The sequence below is a fragment of the Amycolatopsis deserti genome, assembly GCF_014653945.1.
Classification (GTDB): Bacteria; Actinomycetota; Actinomycetes; order Mycobacteriales; family Pseudonocardiaceae; genus Amycolatopsis_E; species Amycolatopsis_E deserti.
This window is the reverse complement of the sequence record NZ_BNAU01000003.1, coordinates 580800-598180: the sequence shown is the minus strand read 5'-3', so window position 1 is coordinate 598180 and position 17381 is coordinate 580800. Positions and strand designations below refer to the sequence as shown.

12 protein-coding genes and 1 tRNA gene are annotated in these 17381 nt (G+C 72.4%); 7 read left to right on the top strand and 6 right to left on the bottom strand.

From position 1 onward, the window contains the following. Window positions 1–335 precede the first annotated feature (335 nt). Together IE290_RS17635 and IE290_RS17630 are read left to right on the top strand one after the other, a co-directional pair. Window positions 336–800 carry a MarR family winged helix-turn-helix transcriptional regulator gene (locus tag IE290_RS17635; protein WP_191245666.1) on the top strand — a complete coding sequence of 155 codons (465 nt, stop codon included), beginning with the start codon at window positions 336–338 and terminating at the stop codon, window positions 798–800. A 20-nt stretch (window positions 801–820) separates the two neighbouring features. Then, a tRNA-Ser gene (locus IE290_RS17630) sits at window positions 821–905 on the top strand. Between the two features lie 410 nt (window positions 906–1315). On the opposite strand, the gene IE290_RS17625 is transcribed toward IE290_RS17630, so the two are convergent. Together IE290_RS17625 and IE290_RS17620 are read right to left on the bottom strand one after the other, a co-directional pair. Next, window positions 1316–2491 carry a hypothetical protein gene (locus tag IE290_RS17625; RefSeq protein WP_229874553.1) on the bottom strand — a complete coding sequence of 392 codons (1176 nt, stop codon included), beginning with the start codon at window positions 2489–2491 and terminating at the stop codon, window positions 1316–1318. Between the two features lie 76 nt (window positions 2492–2567). Beyond that, window positions 2568–3341 carry a FadR/GntR family transcriptional regulator gene (locus IE290_RS17620; RefSeq protein WP_191245665.1) on the bottom strand — a complete coding sequence of 258 codons (774 nt, stop codon included), beginning with the start codon at window positions 3339–3341 and terminating at the stop codon, window positions 2568–2570. A gap of 231 nt (window positions 3342–3572) precedes the next feature. Between IE290_RS17620 and IE290_RS38250 the strand changes: the two genes are divergently transcribed. Next, window positions 3573–3695 carry a hypothetical protein gene (locus IE290_RS38250; RefSeq protein ID WP_268246361.1) on the top strand — a complete coding sequence of 41 codons (123 nt, stop codon included), beginning with the start codon at window positions 3573–3575 and terminating at the stop codon, window positions 3693–3695. A 162-nt stretch (window positions 3696–3857) separates the two neighbouring features. Beyond that, window positions 3858–5075, top strand: coding sequence for an aKG-HExxH-type peptide beta-hydroxylase (locus IE290_RS17615; protein WP_191245664.1), 1218 nt, complete (start codon window positions 3858–3860; stop codon window positions 5073–5075). A gap of 258 nt (window positions 5076–5333) precedes the next feature. Here IE290_RS17615 and IE290_RS17610 read toward each other — a convergent pair whose 3' ends face one another. From IE290_RS17610 to IE290_RS17600, 3 genes are all read right to left on the bottom strand, one after another. After that, complete coding sequence (locus IE290_RS17610) at window positions 5334–6581, bottom strand: GTPase domain-containing protein (protein ID WP_191245662.1); 1248 nt, start codon at window positions 6579–6581, stop codon at window positions 5334–5336. Further along, on the bottom strand, window positions 6578–8377 hold the full coding sequence (locus IE290_RS17605) for a dynamin family protein (protein WP_191245660.1): 1800 nt from the start codon (window positions 8375–8377) through the stop codon (window positions 6578–6580). Before IE290_RS17605 ends, IE290_RS17610 begins: the two co-directional genes overlap by 4 nt. A 109-nt stretch (window positions 8378–8486) precedes the next feature. Beyond that, window positions 8487–10682 carry an IniB N-terminal domain-containing protein gene (locus tag IE290_RS17600; RefSeq protein ID WP_191245658.1) on the bottom strand — a complete coding sequence of 732 codons (2196 nt, stop codon included), beginning with the start codon at window positions 10680–10682 and terminating at the stop codon, window positions 8487–8489. Between the two features lie 227 nt (window positions 10683–10909). On the opposite strand from IE290_RS17600, the gene IE290_RS17595 reads away from it, so the two are divergent. Both IE290_RS17595 and IE290_RS17590 read left to right on the top strand, forming a co-directional pair. Beyond that, window positions 10910–12070, top strand: coding sequence for an Hsp70 family protein (locus IE290_RS17595; RefSeq protein ID WP_191245657.1), 1161 nt, complete (start codon window positions 10910–10912; stop codon window positions 12068–12070). After that, window positions 12067–14361 (top strand): helix-turn-helix transcriptional regulator, encoded by a 2295-nt coding sequence (locus IE290_RS17590; RefSeq protein WP_191245655.1) that lies wholly within the window; start codon window positions 12067–12069, stop codon window positions 14359–14361. Before IE290_RS17595 ends, IE290_RS17590 begins: the two co-directional genes overlap by 4 nt. Here IE290_RS17590 and IE290_RS17585 read toward each other — a convergent pair. Then, window positions 14358–14975 (bottom strand): L,D-transpeptidase, encoded by a 618-nt coding sequence (locus tag IE290_RS17585; RefSeq protein ID WP_229874552.1) that lies wholly within the window; start codon window positions 14973–14975, stop codon window positions 14358–14360. The two genes, IE290_RS17590 and IE290_RS17585, sit on opposite strands and share 4 nt — an antisense overlap. Window positions 14976–15480: 505 nt before the next feature. Between IE290_RS17585 and IE290_RS38415 the strand changes: the two genes are divergently transcribed. After that, the gene (locus IE290_RS38415) at window positions 15481–17286 is read left to right on the top strand and encodes a rhodanese-like domain-containing protein (RefSeq protein ID WP_191245651.1); all 1806 of its coding nucleotides are present in this window, start codon (window positions 15481–15483) and stop codon (window positions 17284–17286) included. Window positions 17287–17381 lie beyond the last annotated feature (95 nt).

Genomic DNA, 17381 nt, shown 5'->3' with positions numbered 1-17381 from the left:
AGCAGGCTCGAAATCGCCGTAGTGCGCAAGCGATGGTCGAGGCGCATCGAGATGGAAACCCGTTGCTGCTCACAGTCACAGCCGGACTGGGTTCACCGCATCCCGGCTGTGGGTCCACAGCTGTATCCGGTAGTCAACCGCGAGGAACTTCTCGTCATTGAACCACCTGACCCTCTCCCGGCGGACGGCTCGATGGACCGCACCCGGGTAGTGCGTCCCTGGACCGGTGACCGATCCGCCGTTGCCCCCAAGCATGCGCCTGTGGGCTCGAATCCTCAACCGCAGCGCCGTCCCTCGTTGGTTGGTAATCGCGGTTCCGGGCTACTGTGCGGTACATGGCTGAGGTGCGCTGGCTGAGCGAGCCGGAGATGTCGGCGTGGCGCGCGTACATCGTCGCCACGCTGCGGCTCCGGCAGCGGCTGCACCGCGAACTGGCCGCCGCGCACGACGTGTCACTGACCGACTACGAGGTCCTCGTGTGCCTGGAGATGGCGCCGGAGCGGCGGATGCGCATGTCCGAGCTGGCGACGATGATGGGTTCCACGAAGAGCCGCCTGTCGCACCAGATCGCGCGCATGGAAGCCGCCGGCCTGGCCCGGCGCGCGCCCGACCCGGACGACAAGCGCGGCGTGGTGGCCGAACTGACCCCCGGCGGGGAGGCCCTGCTGAAAGAAGCCGCGCCGACGCACGTGGAGGGCGTCCGGGCGCACCTGATCGATCTGATGACCCCGGAGGAGCAGGCGGTGCTCGCCCGGGTCTTCTCCCGGGTCGACGAGCACCTCGAAGGCCTGGGCGGCTGAGCCGCTACCCTGAGGCCCAGGGAAGCGTGGCAGAGCGGCCGAATGCACTCGCCTTGAAAGCGAGCGTCGGGAAACCGACCGGGGGTTCAAATCCCTCCGCTTCCGCGTCCGTGACCAGGGCGGATTACCGATAGCGATCCGCCTTGGTCACCACTGCTGCACCGGCGCTCCCGCCGGCGGCTGAATCGCGGTGGGGTCCGCGCGGATGTCGTAGATCCGCTCGTGGCGATCGGTGAACTGCGATTCTTCAGGTGGCGGATCAACTCGCGTCGCGGCCAGAACAGTTCATCGATTCTCCGGGTCGCTGTTGTAAGTGCTTGCCCGGTCGATCACACCCTGCAGAAGGCGATCCGCCGTTTTCCGGGTGATGGGTTTGGCCAGAGTCGCGAGGGCGTTTCCCTGGATTTGGTATCCAGCCCGCTTGGTCCCCGACTAGGCTGATCGGCTCGAGGAAGCCCGCCTTGCAGAAGGTGTCGAGGTGCTCGAGCGCCGCTGACTCGTTCGTTCCAAGTGGGTCACTTCGCCGGCCGCCACAACAGCGCCACCCCGTGGCCCGGCAGCAGCCAGGACCGCACGTCCAGGTCGGTCAGCTCCTCCGGCTTCAACCACCGCGCCGACGCCGTGTTCGACCGGAACGTGAACGGCACCACCCGGAACTCGAACGCGTCCCCGCCCTCGAGGTCCAGCTCCTTGGCCGACATGGAGATCCGCTCGACGTAGCACGGGTACGGCGCCTGCCAGTAGCAATACCCGTCGTCGATGCGTTGCAGCGCCGTCGCCCGCATGGACAGGCGTTCGATCGCGGCCACCGTGTGGTCGTCGCCGGCGATGTCGGACAGGTCGCACTCGAAGATGCGCAGGTCGGCGAGGTGGTCGAGCGTGTTCTGCCGGGGGAGCGGGCCCATGTTGGTGCGGAAGAACGTCAGGTAGTCGGCCCACTGCTGGTACTTCACCTCGCGCAGTTCGAGCCTGCTCGACGACGCCACGTGGTGCCTGCCCGCGCCGTCGAGGTACTCGATCCGCAGGCGCACGGACGGCAGCATGTCGTCCACCGAGCTTTCGAACAGCGAACTGTCCGGCACGAACCACAGCTCGAACAGCGGCAGCTGGCACCCGGCGCTGATCGAGTCCCGCAGCAGCGCGTCGCACGTCGCGAAGATGATGAACCGGTCGACGTGCACGTTCTTCTTGAAGCTGTACGTCACCGCGGTGGTCAGGTGGTAGATCTCGTGGTCCACCGCGCTCAGCTCGAACGTCACCCCGGTGTGGGTGCTGATCGTCAGGTCCCCGCCGAGCGGGCGCAGCCCCTCCCCGCCCAGCACGCCGGTCACCACGTCGCGGTTGGCCTCGTTGTCGCCGTAGATCGAGTGCAGGAAGGTCTCCATGACCTGCTGGGGGAGCAGCGCCTCGACGATCCGCGGCCCGGAGATCCGCGCCATCTCGCTCACCAGCCACGGGTGGACGAACAGCTCGTACCCGCCGATCGCCGCCCCCGCCACGATGACCAGCGGAAACACCGCCTCCAGCACGTCGTGCAGTGCGGTGGGCCAGCCGGCTCCGGCGTGCCAGGACACGACCGTCAGCAGCGCGGCGACCCCGGCGAGCACCAAACCGGACGCGACGCGCAGGACACCCGGGCGGGGTTTCGGGCGCGCCTCGACACCAGGCCGCTGTTTCTCCCCAGCTGTCACAGCCTCTCCGCCCGGTTCGACAGGAACCATGATCGGCGGAGAGGCTGTGCCGGCGAAAGCGGCCGATAGGCTTAATTCACTCCCGCTGCCAGCGTGGCTCGTCCTCCAGCGCGTACGTCGTCAGCGTGGCCCGCTCGCCCGGTGGGGTGCCGGTCTGGGCGACCAGGTCGCTGTACAGACCGAGCAGGTGCGTGGCCATCGCCGCGCGGGCGCCGCCCTCGTCGCGGCGCTTGAGGAACCAGGTGACCTGGTTGTGGTCGTTCGCGGAGCGGACGTGCACCTCGGAGCTGCTGTAGCTGTTGCGCCGGTAGCCGCGCAGCTGCGGCACGAGCGACCGGTACAGCTGGTCGAGCAGCTCGTTGTGGCTCGCCCGCACGACCGCCGCGTGGAAGTCCTCGTCGGTCTGCAGCAGCTCGTCCTTGTCGTCGATGGACGCGGACTGGTGCAGCTTCGCCAGCTTCGCGATGTCGTCCAGCTCGCCCGCCGTCGCCCTGGTCGCGGCCAGACTCGCCGCGGTGGCCTCCAGCGCGATCCGGACCTCCATCAGGTCCGCGTCGCTCACGCGCCGGTCGAACACCAGCGGCTCGTCGTGGTCGGACACGTCGGTCGACCGGACGTACCAGCCGCGGCCCCGCATCACCTCGACCACACCCTGGAGCTGGAGCCGCTGCAGCGCGGTGCGCAGCGAACTGCGCGCCACGGCCATCCGCTGGGCCAGCTCCGGTTCGGTGGGCAGCCGGTCACCCGCCTTGAACTTGCCGCTCTTGATCAGCGACCTGATCTTGTCCTCGATCAGTTCGGGCAGCGGCTTGCGCGTGTTCGGTGAGAGAGCCCAGCTCTCGTCATCCATCGTCAACCTCTCGCGCTCTTGGGTCCCCGAGCTTCGGAGAACCATAACTCCAAACTGATGCCAGACGCAAGTTGTCTGTCAGGTGTCGTCACTTGACAGACAACCGACAGCGACGAGATCATACAACTGCCGACAGCAGGTGAGCGGCCGGCCACCAGCCGGGCCGTCACCTCGGCCAGTGAGGAGGTGTTCGCAATGAACTCGGAATCTCTGTTCGCTGTGATTTTCTTGGTGGCTCTCGGGGTGACCATCATCGGGTGGCGGACCGTCATCGTGATGACCCTGACGGCGGGCTTCGTACTGGCGGTCCTGGGGTTCGTGCAGATCGTTTCGTTCCTCGGCTCCGGCGCGTAGGAGCGAAACCTGGGGGGCGGCTCCGTCTGTTGTCTGACAGCCGCCCCCGGTGTGGGGGCCGGTCGCCCGAGTTGTACTCTCGCGCGGTCCATGGCTGTTCCCTCCTAGTGGAAGCCGCACGCTCGGATGCACTCCAGATCTGCCTGGCCGGATGCCACGGCCGTGCACGCGGCACTGGCGCCCGCGCACGCGGTGATCGAGGAGCGCCGCGCGCTCTACCGGATGGGTCTCGAGCTGCTGTCGCCGGGCCACGAGCCGGTTCCGGTGGCGCAGCTGGACAACCCCCTGTTCCGGTTCCGGATCGGTGAGGCGCTGGCCGGACGGCTGCCCTTCACCGACGCCGACGACGACCTCGGCCCCATCACGACGGAACTGTCCGCGGGACCGGTCTCGATCCGCGTGGCCACCGGGGCCGGAGCGAACGACGTGATGGCCGACGCCATGCGGGTCATCCAGACGCAGAGCCTGCCCGGCCGGCGCCCGCCGCGGCTGCTGACCGGTGACGACGAAGCCCTGGCCACGGTCGAGGCCGGCCTGCGCAAGGTCCGCGAGGTGAGCCCGGCGCTGGCCGACGACCTGCTGGCGCACGTCGGACTGCTGGTGATCCTCGATCCGGCGACCTCCGGCGGGCTGATCTCCGCGTCGTCGCGGCTGTTCCCGGGGCTCATCCTGATCGACCGGCCGTCGTCGGCGTACGACGTGGCCGAGGCGATCATCCACGAGGGCGCGCACGTCAAGCTCTTCGACTTCGCGATCACGCGCAGCTTCCTCGGCGCCGATGTCGCGGAGGGACGGGTCTTCCGGCCGTCCTGGTCGTCGGCCGTGTGGCCGGTGGAGCAGGTCGTGGCCGCGTTCCACGCCTACACCTGCCTCGCGCAGTTCGCCGAGGACGTCGAGCGGCGTGGCGAAACACCGGAACTGGGCCCGAATTCGCTGCTGTCGCGCGCCCGGGAGCGAGCCACCGAAATCGGCCGCTGGCTGCTCGGCGAAGAGGACGCGCTGGAATTCGACGCCAAGTGGCTCCTGCGCACCTTGATGTGTGATGGGACCGGACCCGAACCACTGTCTTCGGTCACCCGTCCGGTGCCCCCCGGCCACTATGCGCTGGATCCGCTGCTGCGGCTCGCCCGGATGGAGTCCACCGGCCGGGTGCTCGCCGGACGTCCCGGCAACCCACCGGAATTGCACTGGCTCGACGGGGAAGCGGCAGATCTGGCCGTCGAGATTGGTCAGGCCCCGGCGGGGAAGTCCCTGCCGGAAATCGGTGCCGAACGTGCGGCCGTACTCGCCGCGCTGGTGGAGGCGACCTTGGTTCGTGCCACCCCGCGCGGGAGAGTACTGTCCTCTTCGGACGGAACACACGCGTCGGAAGGAAACTGATGTCAGTCCAGTGGGACCCTCGCCGGAGACACGAAAACCGGCCCGGCGAAACGATGGTGCCCCGACCGGAGAACGGGATTGTTTCCCCGAATCCCGGCCTCGGCCGTCAGCCTTGCGGTCAGCCGGTCACCCGGGTGGATTTCTTCCGCCGCATGCCGACCGGTGGCACCGCCTACCTCAAGCCCGCCGACTCCACCGACGACTGAACCGGCCGGGCTCGTCGAACCGGGCGAGCCCGCAGCCTCGTGACGAACGGCCTCAGATCGTCCCGTTCGCCATCGCTTCGCAGCTGCGCAACACGACTGCCGCGGCGCGACGCTCCCCGGCGCTCAGCTCCGGGTTCTCCACCTGGTCCCGCCACCGCCGCACGGCGAGCAGCACCGGCTCCGCCCCCAGTCGCTCGGTCCGGGACGTTCCCGCGGCTCCGATCAGCCGCAGGGCTTCCGCCTTCAGGTCCGCCGAAAAAGACGTCCGTCCGGTTTGCAGCGCGGCCACCAGCCGCAGCTCCCGGAAATCGTGGGCGCCGGCCAGCAACCGTTCCAGCCCGGCCGCCAACCCGGCCGCGGCCGGGCGCGGTTCCATGCGCAGCACCACTTCCAGCCCGATCAACGCCGACCGCGCCTTGAGCGCGTCCCGCCGCGCCACGAAGTACCCGTCGATCGCCTCGCGCAGGTCGGCCAGTCCGCTGCGCGGCACGAGCTGACCGGCCAGCGCCGGCAACGTGTCCGCGCCACGGCGGATCAACGTCAACGCCAGCCGCACGCCGAAGATCCCGAACCGCGCGAGCAGTGCGGCGCGGTCGGACGCGGCCACCGGCGCCGGGAACTCCGCCGCCGCGAACCGGTCCGCCGACAGCAACCGCGGCTCCAGCTCCTCCCGCGGCACGGCCGCGAGCGCGCGCAGCACCGCGAACTCCGGCTCGGTCAGCGTGCGCGCCGCCGCGGCGAGCAGCCCGGCCACCGGCACGACGTCCTGGCACAGCCCGGCCACCTCCGGCGCCACCCGGTAGCGGCGCGCGACCTGCCGGGCCGAGATCACGGCGTCCACCCGGCCGCCACCCAGCTCGTCGGCGCGGGACAACACGACCAGCGCGTTCACCGCGGCCGCCCGCGCCACCGGGTGGTCCTGCAGCGTGTGCAGGAACGACAGATCGGCCTCCGACGGCCGCCGCACGAGGTGGAGGACCGCGTCGGCGTCCATGCAGATTCCCTCGATCGTGCTCGGCGCCGCGCCGCCGTCGATCGCCGGCGTGTCCATCAGCATCAGCTCGTCCGGCGACCGGCCCGGCGAGGTCCGGAACCACGTCATCTCGCCCCGCGGCGGCTCCCCGGCCAGCGCGGCGACCAGTGTCGACCGGCCCGAGCCGCGCGGCCCCACCACCGCCAGCCGCAGCGGGTCCTCGAACCGGGTCAGCTGGCGCTGCAGCCAGCTCGTCGCGCGCGGGCTGTCCTGGTAGACCTCCAGCGCCTCCTGCAGGACCGCACGCGTCCTCGCGGCCAGGCTCACGCGGTGATCCCCCGCTGGGTGGGCAGCTGCGCGGGCGTGGCCAGGGCCTGGGCGCGGCGGCGCAGCACGTTCAGTTCGTCCATCATCCGCCGGATCTCGTTCGCCCGGACCGTTCGACGGGTGGTGTCGTCGTCGATGGCCTGCTTGAACGTCTTCGCGGTCTCGGTGATCTCGCCACGCAGTTCGTCGGCGACCCCGTTGAGCCGGTCGCGCAGCGCGCGGTGGATCTGCCGCGCGGTGTCCTTGCTGTGCTTGCTGTAGCGCAGGAAGAAGTCGTCGACGTACCGGTGCGCGGCGGTCTTCGCGGCGTGCTGGCGCCGCTTGAGCCGGTTGCCGCGCTCCTCGAACACGCTCTTCGCGCCGAAGGCCGCGCCCGCGCCGAGCGAGATCGGGTTGATCAGCGGCAGTCCGGCGATGGTGGTGGCGAGCCCGAACATCAGCAGGCCGCTGTAGGACCCGCGCATGCCGACGAACAGCTTCTGCCCGACGCCGAACCGCTCGACCCGCGGCATCCGCAGGTCGCCGACCGCGTCACCGGGCACCTCGCGCGGCAGCGAGTCGGGCAGCGCGTCCTCGCGGTGCGGGGCGACCTGCCGCGCGATCTTGCGCGCGATCCATTCGAACCGGTCCAGCAGCCATTCCGAGTTCGTCTCCGCGACCGTGGTCAGGTTCTCCCGCAGCCACTCCTCGAACTCGGGCCACGTCTTCGCCGGGTCCGCGGTCTCGAAGTACTCGTCGACCTCGACCAGGATCTTGCGGGTCCGGTCGCGCAGGTCGAACTCGACGTCCGAGATCAGGTCGGACACCTCGTCGGACAGCAGCGTCTGCCAGCGGCTGGCGTCCCGCTGCAGCTTCTCCAGCCGTCGCCCGGCGGCGTGCCAGCGGGCGACCGCGTCGCCGTTGTCCGGCTGCTGCGTCGCGGCGTATTCCTCGGTCAGGGAGTTCTGCAGGGCCTCGACGGTGGTGGTGCTCAGCGCGGCGACCGAGCGGCGGGCCAGCAGGTCGGCCTGGCCGGGCAGGTCCTGGTGCAGGCACTTGACCAGCTCGCCGAACCCGGACTCGGCGTTGAGCGCCTGGTCGCCGGTGCGGGCCGCGGCCAGCCGCAGCGCGGCGGACACCGGGATCAGCGACGCCATCAGCCCGCGCTGGTCGAGGCGGTTGCGGTTGCGCTGCGCCACCGCTCGCCAGCCGGGGACCAGGTCGATCTTGGTGAGCACCACGAGCACGGTCGGGCACAGCCGCACGACCTGCTCGAGCAGCTGGATCTCCGACGCCGACAGCTCGCTCGTGGCGTCGGTGGCCATCAGCACGGCGTCCGCCGAGTCGACGGTCTCCATGGCCGCCCGCGCCGGCGTGTCGACCAGCGCCAGGCCGCCGGACAGCAGCGCGCGGGGCAGGCCGACCTCGGCCCGCACGACCGGTGGACCGCTCACGGCGACCGCTTCCCGATTGGCCTGCCCGGTGACCGACTCGACCGGGACCGGCTGCCGGGCCGGGCCTTCGATGGCCCGCGGACCGGCCGTGACGACGGCCGCGGTCGGGGTCTCGGCGTGCGTGACGACGGCCGGGACGGTGGTCGTCGCGTCCTCGCCGACCGCGCACACCGGCGCGTTGACCAGGGCGTTCACCAGCTGGCTCTTGCCCTGGCCGGTCTCGCCGATCACGACCACCCGCAGCTTCTCGTCGAGCAGCTGCGCTCTGCGTCTGCGGATGCGGTCGAGGAGATCCGGACGCCGTTGGGTGGCGCAGACGTGGGCGGTGTCGTCCAGTACGTCGAGCCAGGGCGGTGCAAGCACGCGGAGGAGTGTGCCGTGTCGTGACCAAAACGTGAAGCGGCGGGGTCCGTTCTGAGACGAACCCCGCCGCTTCGTCGGTGAGCGGTAGCCGCGCCGTTGCGGCTACCGGTCAGTGACCCAGGGGCAGGTCGCCGTGCAGGTTGTCGAGGTCAGCGGCCTCGGGCAGCGGCGCGTGGTTCAGCGGGCCGATCGCGTCGGACAGCGGGCTGTTCGTGACCGACACGACCTCCTTGACCGGGTCGGTGGTCAGCGCGTGCTCGACGTGGTTGGTCACCTCGGGCAGCGGGTTCGCGACCGGCAGGTGCGGCAGGCCCTGCGGCAGCTCGGCGCCGAAGTGGACCGGCACGTCGCCGGGCGCCTCGGCCGGGATCTCGGCCGGGACGGCGGCGGGCAGCACGGACGGCACGCCGGGGGCGGCGGGCAGGTCGCTCGCGAGGTCCGCGGCCTGGTGGCCACCGTCGGAGATCGCGGTGCCGGCCTGGGCGCCGGCGTTGGTGACCAGGTCACCGGCCTGCGCGCCGCCGAGGGTCAGGTACTCGCCGAGGGTGGCCGAGTTCTGGGCGACACCGCCGCCGACCAGGTCACCACCGATCGAGATGTAGTCGGCGATCGTGCCGGCGGCCGGCTCGGCGCGGCCGAGGACGTCCGAGTCGAGCGAACCGGCCAGGTCACCGGCCTGGTCGAAGCTCGGCACGTCGGCGGGCAGGCCGTCGAGGCTCGGGACGTCGGTGGGCAGGTCGGCGGGCAGGCCGTCGAAGCCGAGGGTGTAGGTGCCCAGGGCGGAGTCGGTGCGAGCGCCCGCGAGGACGGCGTCCTCACCGGCGGTCAGGCCGCCCTGCAGCTCACCCTCGTTGTTCTCGACGGCGAAGCCGCCGGTGAAGCCCTCGGTGCTGCCCGCGGCGCTGCCGATGAAGGCACCGGCCGGGGTGCCCGCGGTGCCGGCGACACCGGCGCCCTCCGGGGCGGCGGCGGCCGCGGCGGCACCCTCGGCCAGGTCACCCTCGTAGGAGACGGTGGTGGCGTAGCCGTCGGCGGAACCGGCGCTCGCGGTGTCGAAGCGGCCGACACCCGGAACGTCCAGGTCGGGCGCGGTGAACGGCTTGTCGCCCAGCGACGGGGCGTCCACCGGCAGCGAGCCCAGCGTGTCGAAGTCGACGGGCAGGCCGCCGGTCTCCGGCAGCTCGGTCAGGCCGACGGTCTCGGCGAGGCCGGTGACGTCCTCGGTGCCGACGGGCAGCGCGCTCGCGTCGAGGGGCAGGGCGCTCGCGTCGACCGGCAGGCCGGTCAGCTCGCTCGGGACGTCGGCACGCTCGGCGCCGACGGTCGGCAGCGACGGCAGCTCGCCCAGCGCGGGCAGCTGGACCGGGAGCCCGGGCAGCGCGCCCTGGAGGCCCTCGACCTCGGGGAGCGACACCGGCAGCTCGCCCAGCTCGGGGGCGTCGACCGGCAGCGCGTCGGTGGACAGCGCGTCAAGCGGCAGCGCGTCCGTCGGCAGGGCGTCGGTGGGCAGCGCGTCGACCGGCAGCGCGTCGGTGGGCAGGTCGTTGCGGGCGTCCAGCGGGAGGTCGCCGACGGCGGGCGGCTGCAGGGGCAGGTCGCCCAGCGCGGGCAGCTCGACCGGCACGTCACCCAACTCGGGCAGGTCGAGCGGCAGCGCGTCGGTCGGCAGGCCGTCGGTGGGCAGCGCGTCCAGCGGCAGCTGGTCGACCGGCAGCGCGTTGACCGGCAGGTCCTCGCGGGCCGGGACGTCCAGCGGGAGGCCGTCGAGGGCCGGGACGTCGAGCGGCAGGTCGCCCAGCTCGGGCAGCTCGAGCGGCAGGTCGCCCAGCAGCTCGCCGCCGACCGGAAGGGCCGAGGCGTCGAGCGGGAGGGCCGAGGCGTCGAGCGGGAGGGCCGAGGCGTCGAGCGGGAGGGCCGAGGCGTCGAGCGGGAGGGCCGAGGCGTCCAGCGGCAGGGCCGAGGTGTCGACCGGCAGGTCGGCGCGGGCCGGGACGTCCAGGGGCAGCTCGGGGGTCGCGACGGGCAGCGCGTCGGCGGCGTCCGCGACGGCCTGCAGCTGGGCGATCGCGCCCTGCAGGTCGGTTACGTCGGCGTCCAGCGGCAGCGCGGACAGCGCCTCGGCCAGCGGAGCGGGGGCGTAGTCGGCGACCAGCGGGGCGACTTCCTGGATGTCCTGCGGCGTGACGTCGCTCAAGCCGGCGGCGGCGAGCGCGCTGGTCGGGTCGGCGGCGAACGCGGCCCGGGCAGCCTCGTCGTTCAGCAGGGTCAGCACGAACTCGTGCAGGTTCTGGGCGGGGAGAGACAAGGAATATCTCCGCGGATCTCGGGGGGTTGAAAACGGACAAGGCGTCCAGGGTGCACCGCAGGACGCCTGGGCCGAACCTAGTGACCGTTCCGTTACCGAGGCATCGGGGATCGGTCCGCAACCTTCGCCGAGGCCATCGGGGCCACCCGTTAGGGGATTAGGGGATGTGACCCCAACGGGCGACTTTGGTACGAAGGGGCGACCCCGTGAGTGAGGATTCAACCCCTATGCGTCACGTTCTCGGCATCGACATCGGCAGCACCGGCATCGCCGCTGCCGTGTGCCGTGACGTGGGCGAACGCTGGTCGGAGCCGGTGGCCGGACCCCTGGTCGAGTCCGTCGTGCACGTCGCTTTCGACGCGACCGTGTCGGTCGGCGCGGAGGCCTTGCGGCGTTCGGTCGGGGAACCCGACCGGGTGGCGCGGGGGTTCCTGCGCCGAATCGGTGATGACGTTCCGTTCCTGCTCGGTGACGAGCTGTACACGGCGGAGGCGTTGACCGCGGCCGTCGCGGGCTGGGTCGTCGACCAGATCGCCGCCGACGAGGGCGAGCCGGCCGAGCGCATCGCGGTCACGCACCCGCCGTCCTGGGGCACCTACCGGCGCAAGCTGCTGCTCGACGCGCTGGCCGCGGCCGGGTTGCCGCCCGCGATGCTGCTGCCGACGCCGGTCGCGGCCGCGGAGGGGCATCTCGCGCGTGAGCGCATCGACCCGCAGACCCTGGTCGGGGTGGTCCGGATCGGGGGCGAGCACGCCGACCTCGCCGTGCTGCGGCGCGGGCCCGCGACGTTCGACCTGGTCGCGCACGCCGAGCCGGCCGAGCCGACGGCCGGCAAGACGCTCGACGACCTGCTGTTCGACCACGTCCGCGAGCGGTGCGGCGATGTGGCGCCCTCGGCGTTGCGACTGGTGTGCGCGGAGGCCAAGGAGCGGCTGTCGGCGGTGCCCGAGACCGAGATCGGGCCGGTGCGGGTGACGCGCGCCGAGTTCGACCGCCTGGCGCGGCCCGGTCTGCTCGCGACGCTGGACCCGCTGCGCCGGTACGAGCGGCTGAGCGCGGTGCTGCTGGTCGGCGGCACGGCGGCGGTGCCGCTACTGGCCGAGCTGGCCGGCGAGCTGACCGGGTGCCGGGTCGTCGCCGAGCCGGAGCCGGCGTTCGCGGTCGCGCGCGGGGCGGCCCTGGTCGCGCGGCTCGGGGAAGGCGCCCCGGTCGAGTCGACCGCGCTCGTGCCGAAGGTGACCGGCTTCCCCGACCTGGAACCCGAAGACGCGTACGACGACGAACCCGTTCCGCCGCGGCCGCCCGTCGTACTGACCCCGCTCGAACCGCCCCGCCGCCGGTTCGCGCCCTCCCGCCGCGGCGGCTCCCGAAGCGAGGACGACGAGTGATCCTGCTGGACGAACCCACCGAGCGGGTCTGCGCGGCGATCAAATCCGGTCAGCTCGCGCCGGTCCGCCTCGCGATCGTGGCCCCCGGCGGCTACGGCAAGACCGCCGTGCTCGACCACCTCGCCGGCGCGCCCGGCGTGCGGCTGGTCGACGACGCCCACCTGCTGGGCGACGCCGAACTGTCCGAAGTGGCCCGTCAGCTCGACGACGAGTCGGCCGGGCTGGTCATCGCGGCCCGCCCGCACCCGCGGCCGGCCGCGCTGAACCAGGTGCTCGGCCGGTTGACCGGGCAGCTGGTGCTGCGGCCGTTCGACCGGGTGCGCACGGAGACGTTCCTGGCCAGGGCCGGGCGGCCGCTGGCGGTCGACACCGTGCTGGCGCAGACCGGCGGTGTGCCGGGGTTCGTGCGCCTGCTGGCCGGCGGCGACGGTGAACTGGTCGCGGCGTTCCGGCACGAGCTGGATCAGGCCGGCGAGGATTCGCTGTGCTACCTGCTCGCGGTCGAAGCCGGGGCCGATCCGGACCTGCTCGCCGCGCTGAAGCTGCCCGCGTCGACGGTCGAAGCCGTGCGCGCGACTGGTTACCTGGGGCCGGATGGGCGGCTGCTGCCGGTCGCCGCGCGGGCCCTGCGGGAGCTGGTGCCCGCCGACCGGCGGATCGCCCTGCGGCTGCGGCTCATCCAGCGGCAGCTGGACCGCAGCGGGCCGGTGCTGAGCCTGGTCCGGCCGCTGATCGGGACCGGCGTGACCGGCGCCGACGTGGCGAGGGCGTTCGAGGTGGCCGCGGGCGAGGCGACCGGCGAACCGGCGCTGGCCGCGCGGTTGTACGAGGCGGCGGTGCGAGCCGGGCGGCCGATCGCGGCCGTGGGGACCCGCTGGGCCGAGGCGGTCGCGCGAGCCGGGGACTTCGACACCGCGCTGCAGCTGGCCGACCAGGTGATCGCCTCCGACGACGCGGCGGACCGGGCCGAGGGCGCGCAGGTGGCGGGCGCCGCGCTGGCGCACCGGGGCCAGCTGGCGCGCAGCGCGGAGCTGTTCCAGTGGTCGGACACGGCGGCCGCGCGCTGTTTCGCGGTGATCGGCCTGACCGGATCCGGGCGCCTCGCGGAGGCGGAGAAGCTGCTGGCGAAGTCCTCAGTGGACGGTCCGCCGACGCTGCTCGCGGGCGCGGTGTCGTCGGCGGCGGAAGGCGTGCTGGAGTCGGTGACGGGTCAGCCGACGGTGGCACTGTCCACTTTGATCCGGTCGGCGGAGATGCTGGAGCCGGTGTCGGACCGCGTGCTGCTGCCGGACAGCCCGGCGGCGCTGGGCGCGCTGGTGGCGCTGCACTCGGGTGAGGCGGCGATCGCCGAGCCGTTGCTGGAGCGGGCGGTGTCCTCGGGTGTGCTGGTGCCGCGGCACCGGTTGCTGCTGGCGTGGATCGCGATGCTGCGCGGCGACGAGGAGGGCGCGAACGCGCAGCTGAGGTCGGCGGGCGAGCAGTTGTCGCCGCGGGACTGGTTGTTCGCGGTCGGGTTGCGGGTCGGGCTGGCGCGCCGGGCGAGTGACCTGGCGGGGCTGCGGCGGATCTGGATCCAGGCGCGCGAGGCGGTGGTCCGGCACCCGGTCGACCTGTTCACGTTCCTGCCGTTCGGCGAGTTCGAGGTGGCGGCGGCGCGGCTCGGGGAGCGGGACCGGCTGGCGCCGCACCTGCGGCAGGCGCGGGAGCTGCTGGCCGGGCTCGGCGACCCGCCGTTGTGGGCGAGCGCGTTGCACTGGAGCGGCCTGCACGCGGCGGTGATCGCGGAGCAGCCGGAGGAGGCGGCTTCGCACGCCGCGGCGCTGGCGGAGGCCGCGTCGGCGGGCCCGTACTTCGCGACGATCGCCCGGGCGGCGGGGTGCTGGCTGGAGGTGCTGGGCGGCGAGGTCGACGCGGCGGCGGTCGAGTCGGCGGCGCGGGACCTGCACGGGGTGGGCCTGTGCTGGGACGGCGCGCGGCTGGCCGGCCAGGCGGCGATCCGGACGTCCGACCGCAAGGCGATGGTGACCCTGCTGGATTGTGCCCGTGTGCTCCAGGGCCGGCCGGGCCGGGAAGCGGTGGAGCACACGGGCGGGGTGCGGCTGAGCGAGCGGGAGCGGCAGGTCGCGGAGCTCGTGGTCGCCGGGTTGACGTACAAGCAGATCGGCGACCGGTTGTTCATCTCGGCGAAGACGGTCGAGCACCACATGGCGCGGATGCGGCAGCGCCTGGGTGCGTCGAGCCGGGGTGAGCTGCTGGCCGAGCTGCGGGAGATCGTGCAGGTGGCGTCCTAGCGGACGACCTGCACGGTGTCCCCGGTCGCCAGCGTGCTGAAGAATTTTTGCGAGGCGCCGGTCGACAGGTGGATGCAGCCGTGCGAGTACTTGGACAGGCTGCCCTGGTGGAAGGCGATGCCGGGCTGGAAGAAGACCGAGTTCGGCATGGGGGCGTCGAACTCGCGGCTGTGGTAGTCCTTGACCTTCCCGGAGACCCGGAAGGTGCCGATGGGCGTCGGGTTGGCGGCCGAGCCGGGCATGATCTGGACGGGGCCGTAGACGACCTTTCCGTCCTGGAGGAGCCACGCCTTCTTCGCGGAGAGGTCGACGCAGGCGTCGACGGTGGCCGCGCACGGGACGCCGGCGGGCGCCGGGGCCTTGGTCGTCGTGGTCTTCTTGGTGGAGGTCTTCGAACTGGTCGACGGCTTGGTGGTGGTGCTGGTCGTCGAGGGCGCGGCCGAGGTGGTGCTGACCGGCGGCGTGGTAGAGCTGGGGGCGGTGGTGGTGGGCGCTGCGGTGGTCACCGCGACCTGCTGCACGTCCGCGGCCTGCTGGGAGCCACCCCCACAGGCGGTGAGCACCAGCGCGGTGGCTCCGGCCATGACGGCCAGCACCAGCTTCTTGACGGTCACTTGTACGTTCCCCCAGTGATTTCGATGATCCCTACAGCGCATAGACGCTGCGGGGGTGGTCGTGGTTGAGCGGCCGAGGTCACGATCTTGTTGCACCGGGTTTGAGGCGGGTTTTCACTCCGTCGGGTGAGCATGTGGTGGTGCCCGCGCTGGTACCCGCGCGTCGACACCCAGAGCACCAGGTTGTCGGCCTCGCCGTCCGCTCCGCCAGCCGCAGCCGTATCCGGCCTCGGCCGCCGCGCCCGCACAATCCCTCCGGCAAACACGGGCCCGGTGCCCAGCACAGTCCCGCCAGCAGACACGGGCCCCGTGCCCAGCACAGTCCCCGCCAGCTGACACGGGCCCCTCCGCCCGGCCCCGTCCCTCCGACGAACACCAGCCCCTCGGTCCAGCACTCTCCTCCCGGCGACTGACCTCCCTTTCCGCCAGCCCCATCCCGTCCCCCAGTACCGTCACCCCACCCAGCACAGGCACCTCCCAAACGCTCGTCCGGCACCATGGGCCCATGCGCTACGTCATCATCGGAGCGGGCGCGGTCGGCTCGACCGTCGCCGCTCAGCTCCACCTCGCCGGCATTCCGGCCGTGCTCATCGCGCGCGGCGAGCACGGCGCCAACATCCGCGAGCGCGGGCTGCGGTACTTCCGCCCCACGGGCGAGCAGCTCGTCCGCGTGCCGGTCGCCGGCAACGCCGAGGAGGTCGAACTCGCTCCGGATGACGTCCTGGTCGTGGCCACCAAGACCCAGAACACCGAGGAAGCCCTCCAGGAGTGGTCGTGGCGCCCGGCCGGCACCGGCCTGGCCGCCGATCTGCCGGTGCTGATGCTGCAGAACGGCCTGGAGAACGAACGAGCGGCGTTGCGCCGCTTCGCCACGGTGTTCGGGGCGTCGCTGTGGATGCCGGCGACCTACCTGGAACCGGGCGAGGTCAGCGCCCAGGGCGCCGAACTGCCGGGCATCCTGTGGCTCGGCCAGTTCCCGTCCGGTGCCGACCCGCGCCTGGACACCATCGCCGCCGACCTGCGCACCGCCGGCTTCGGCGTCCAGCTCGTGCCGGACCTGCTGCGCTGGAAGGCAGGCAAACTCCTAGCCAACCTCGGCAACGCCGTCGACGCACTCTTCGGTCACGACGAACGCACGGCATCGCTCGGCCGGGAGCTCCGCGCCGAGGGGCGCCGAGTGCTGGCCGCGGCAGGCATCGATCCGGTCAATCTGCGCGAAGCGTCCGAACTAGACACTTCGGCCGCAGACCCCGCCGAGATCCCAGGACGTCCGCGCGCCGGCAGCTCAACCAGGCAGAGCCTGGCGCGCGGCGCTGGATCGGTGGAGGGCGATTTCCTCAACGGCGAAATCGTCCTGCTCGGACGGTTGCACGGCGTTCCGGCCCCGCTCAACGCCGCGGTGCAGCGTCGTCTCGCGCTCGCCGCCGCACGTGGTGAGGCGCCGGGCTCGGCGGACCCGTCCGAAATCGACGTGCCCCGGCCGCCGGTTCTCATCAGCGCCGACGAACTGCACCGGCAGCTCGAATCGTCCACCCCACCTGTCCTGCTGGATGTCCGGTGGGCACTGGGCGATCCGAACGGACACCGCCACTACCTCGACGGCCACCTGCCGGGGGCGGTTTACGTGGACCTCGACACCGAGCTGGCCACACCGCCGTCTCCCGCCGAGGGACGCCACCCGCTACCGGACGTCGAAGCCCTCCAGGCGGCGGCACGCCGATGGGGCATCCGCGACGGCTCCTCCGTCGTCGCCTACGACAACAGCGGCAACCTTGCCGCCGCGCGCGCCTGGTGGCTGCTCCGCTGGGCGGGCGTCACGGACGTCCGGCTCCTCGACGGCGGACTCGCCGCGTGGGGCGACCGGCCGCTGGAGACCGGTTTCGGCCGCGCACCGGAGCCGGGTGACATCGTGCTCAAGCCCGGTCACCTGCCCGTTCTTTCCATCGACGAGGCCGCGGCGCTGCCGAGCGAGGGCACGCTGCTCGACGCCAGGGCCGGCGAGCGCTACCGCGGCGAGCAGGAACCCGTCGACCCGCGCGCTGGGCACATTCCCGGCGCCGTCAGCGCACCGACCGGCGACAACCTCACCGCCGACGGCCGGTTCCAACCGGCGGCCGAACTCGCGTCCCGCTTCCGCGAGCTCGGCGTCACCGCAGGCCCGGTCGGGGTGTACTGCGGTTCCGGTGTGACCGCGGCGCACGAGATCGCAGCGCTGGCCATCGTCGGGATCGACGCGGCCCTCTACCCCGGTTCGTGGTCGCAGTGGTCGAACCAGCCCGACCGTCCCGCGGCAACGGGGCCGAACCCGTAGGCAGAGCATCGTCATGCTGCTCGGGCCGGCTGCTTCGCGCAACGGAGCCGGCCTGAGCAGCGCGTACCGCCACCCGTGATCACCGGTCGTCGATG

Excerpts from the sequence above, each read along its gene's own strand:
- IE290_RS17635 (WP_191245666.1), top strand. The coding sequence starts at position 336 with ATGGCTGAGGTGCGCTGGCTGAGCGAGCCGGAGATGTCGGCGTGGCGC.
- IE290_RS17620 (WP_191245665.1), bottom strand. The coding sequence starts at position 3,341 with ATGGATGACGAGAGCTGGGCTCTCTCACCGAACACGCGCAAGCCGCTG.
- IE290_RS17595 (WP_191245657.1), top strand. The coding sequence starts at position 10,910 with ATGCGTCACGTTCTCGGCATCGACATCGGCAGCACCGGCATCGCCGCT.
- IE290_RS38415 (WP_191245651.1), top strand. The coding sequence starts at position 15,481 with ATGCGCTACGTCATCATCGGAGCGGGCGCGGTCGGCTCGACCGTCGCC.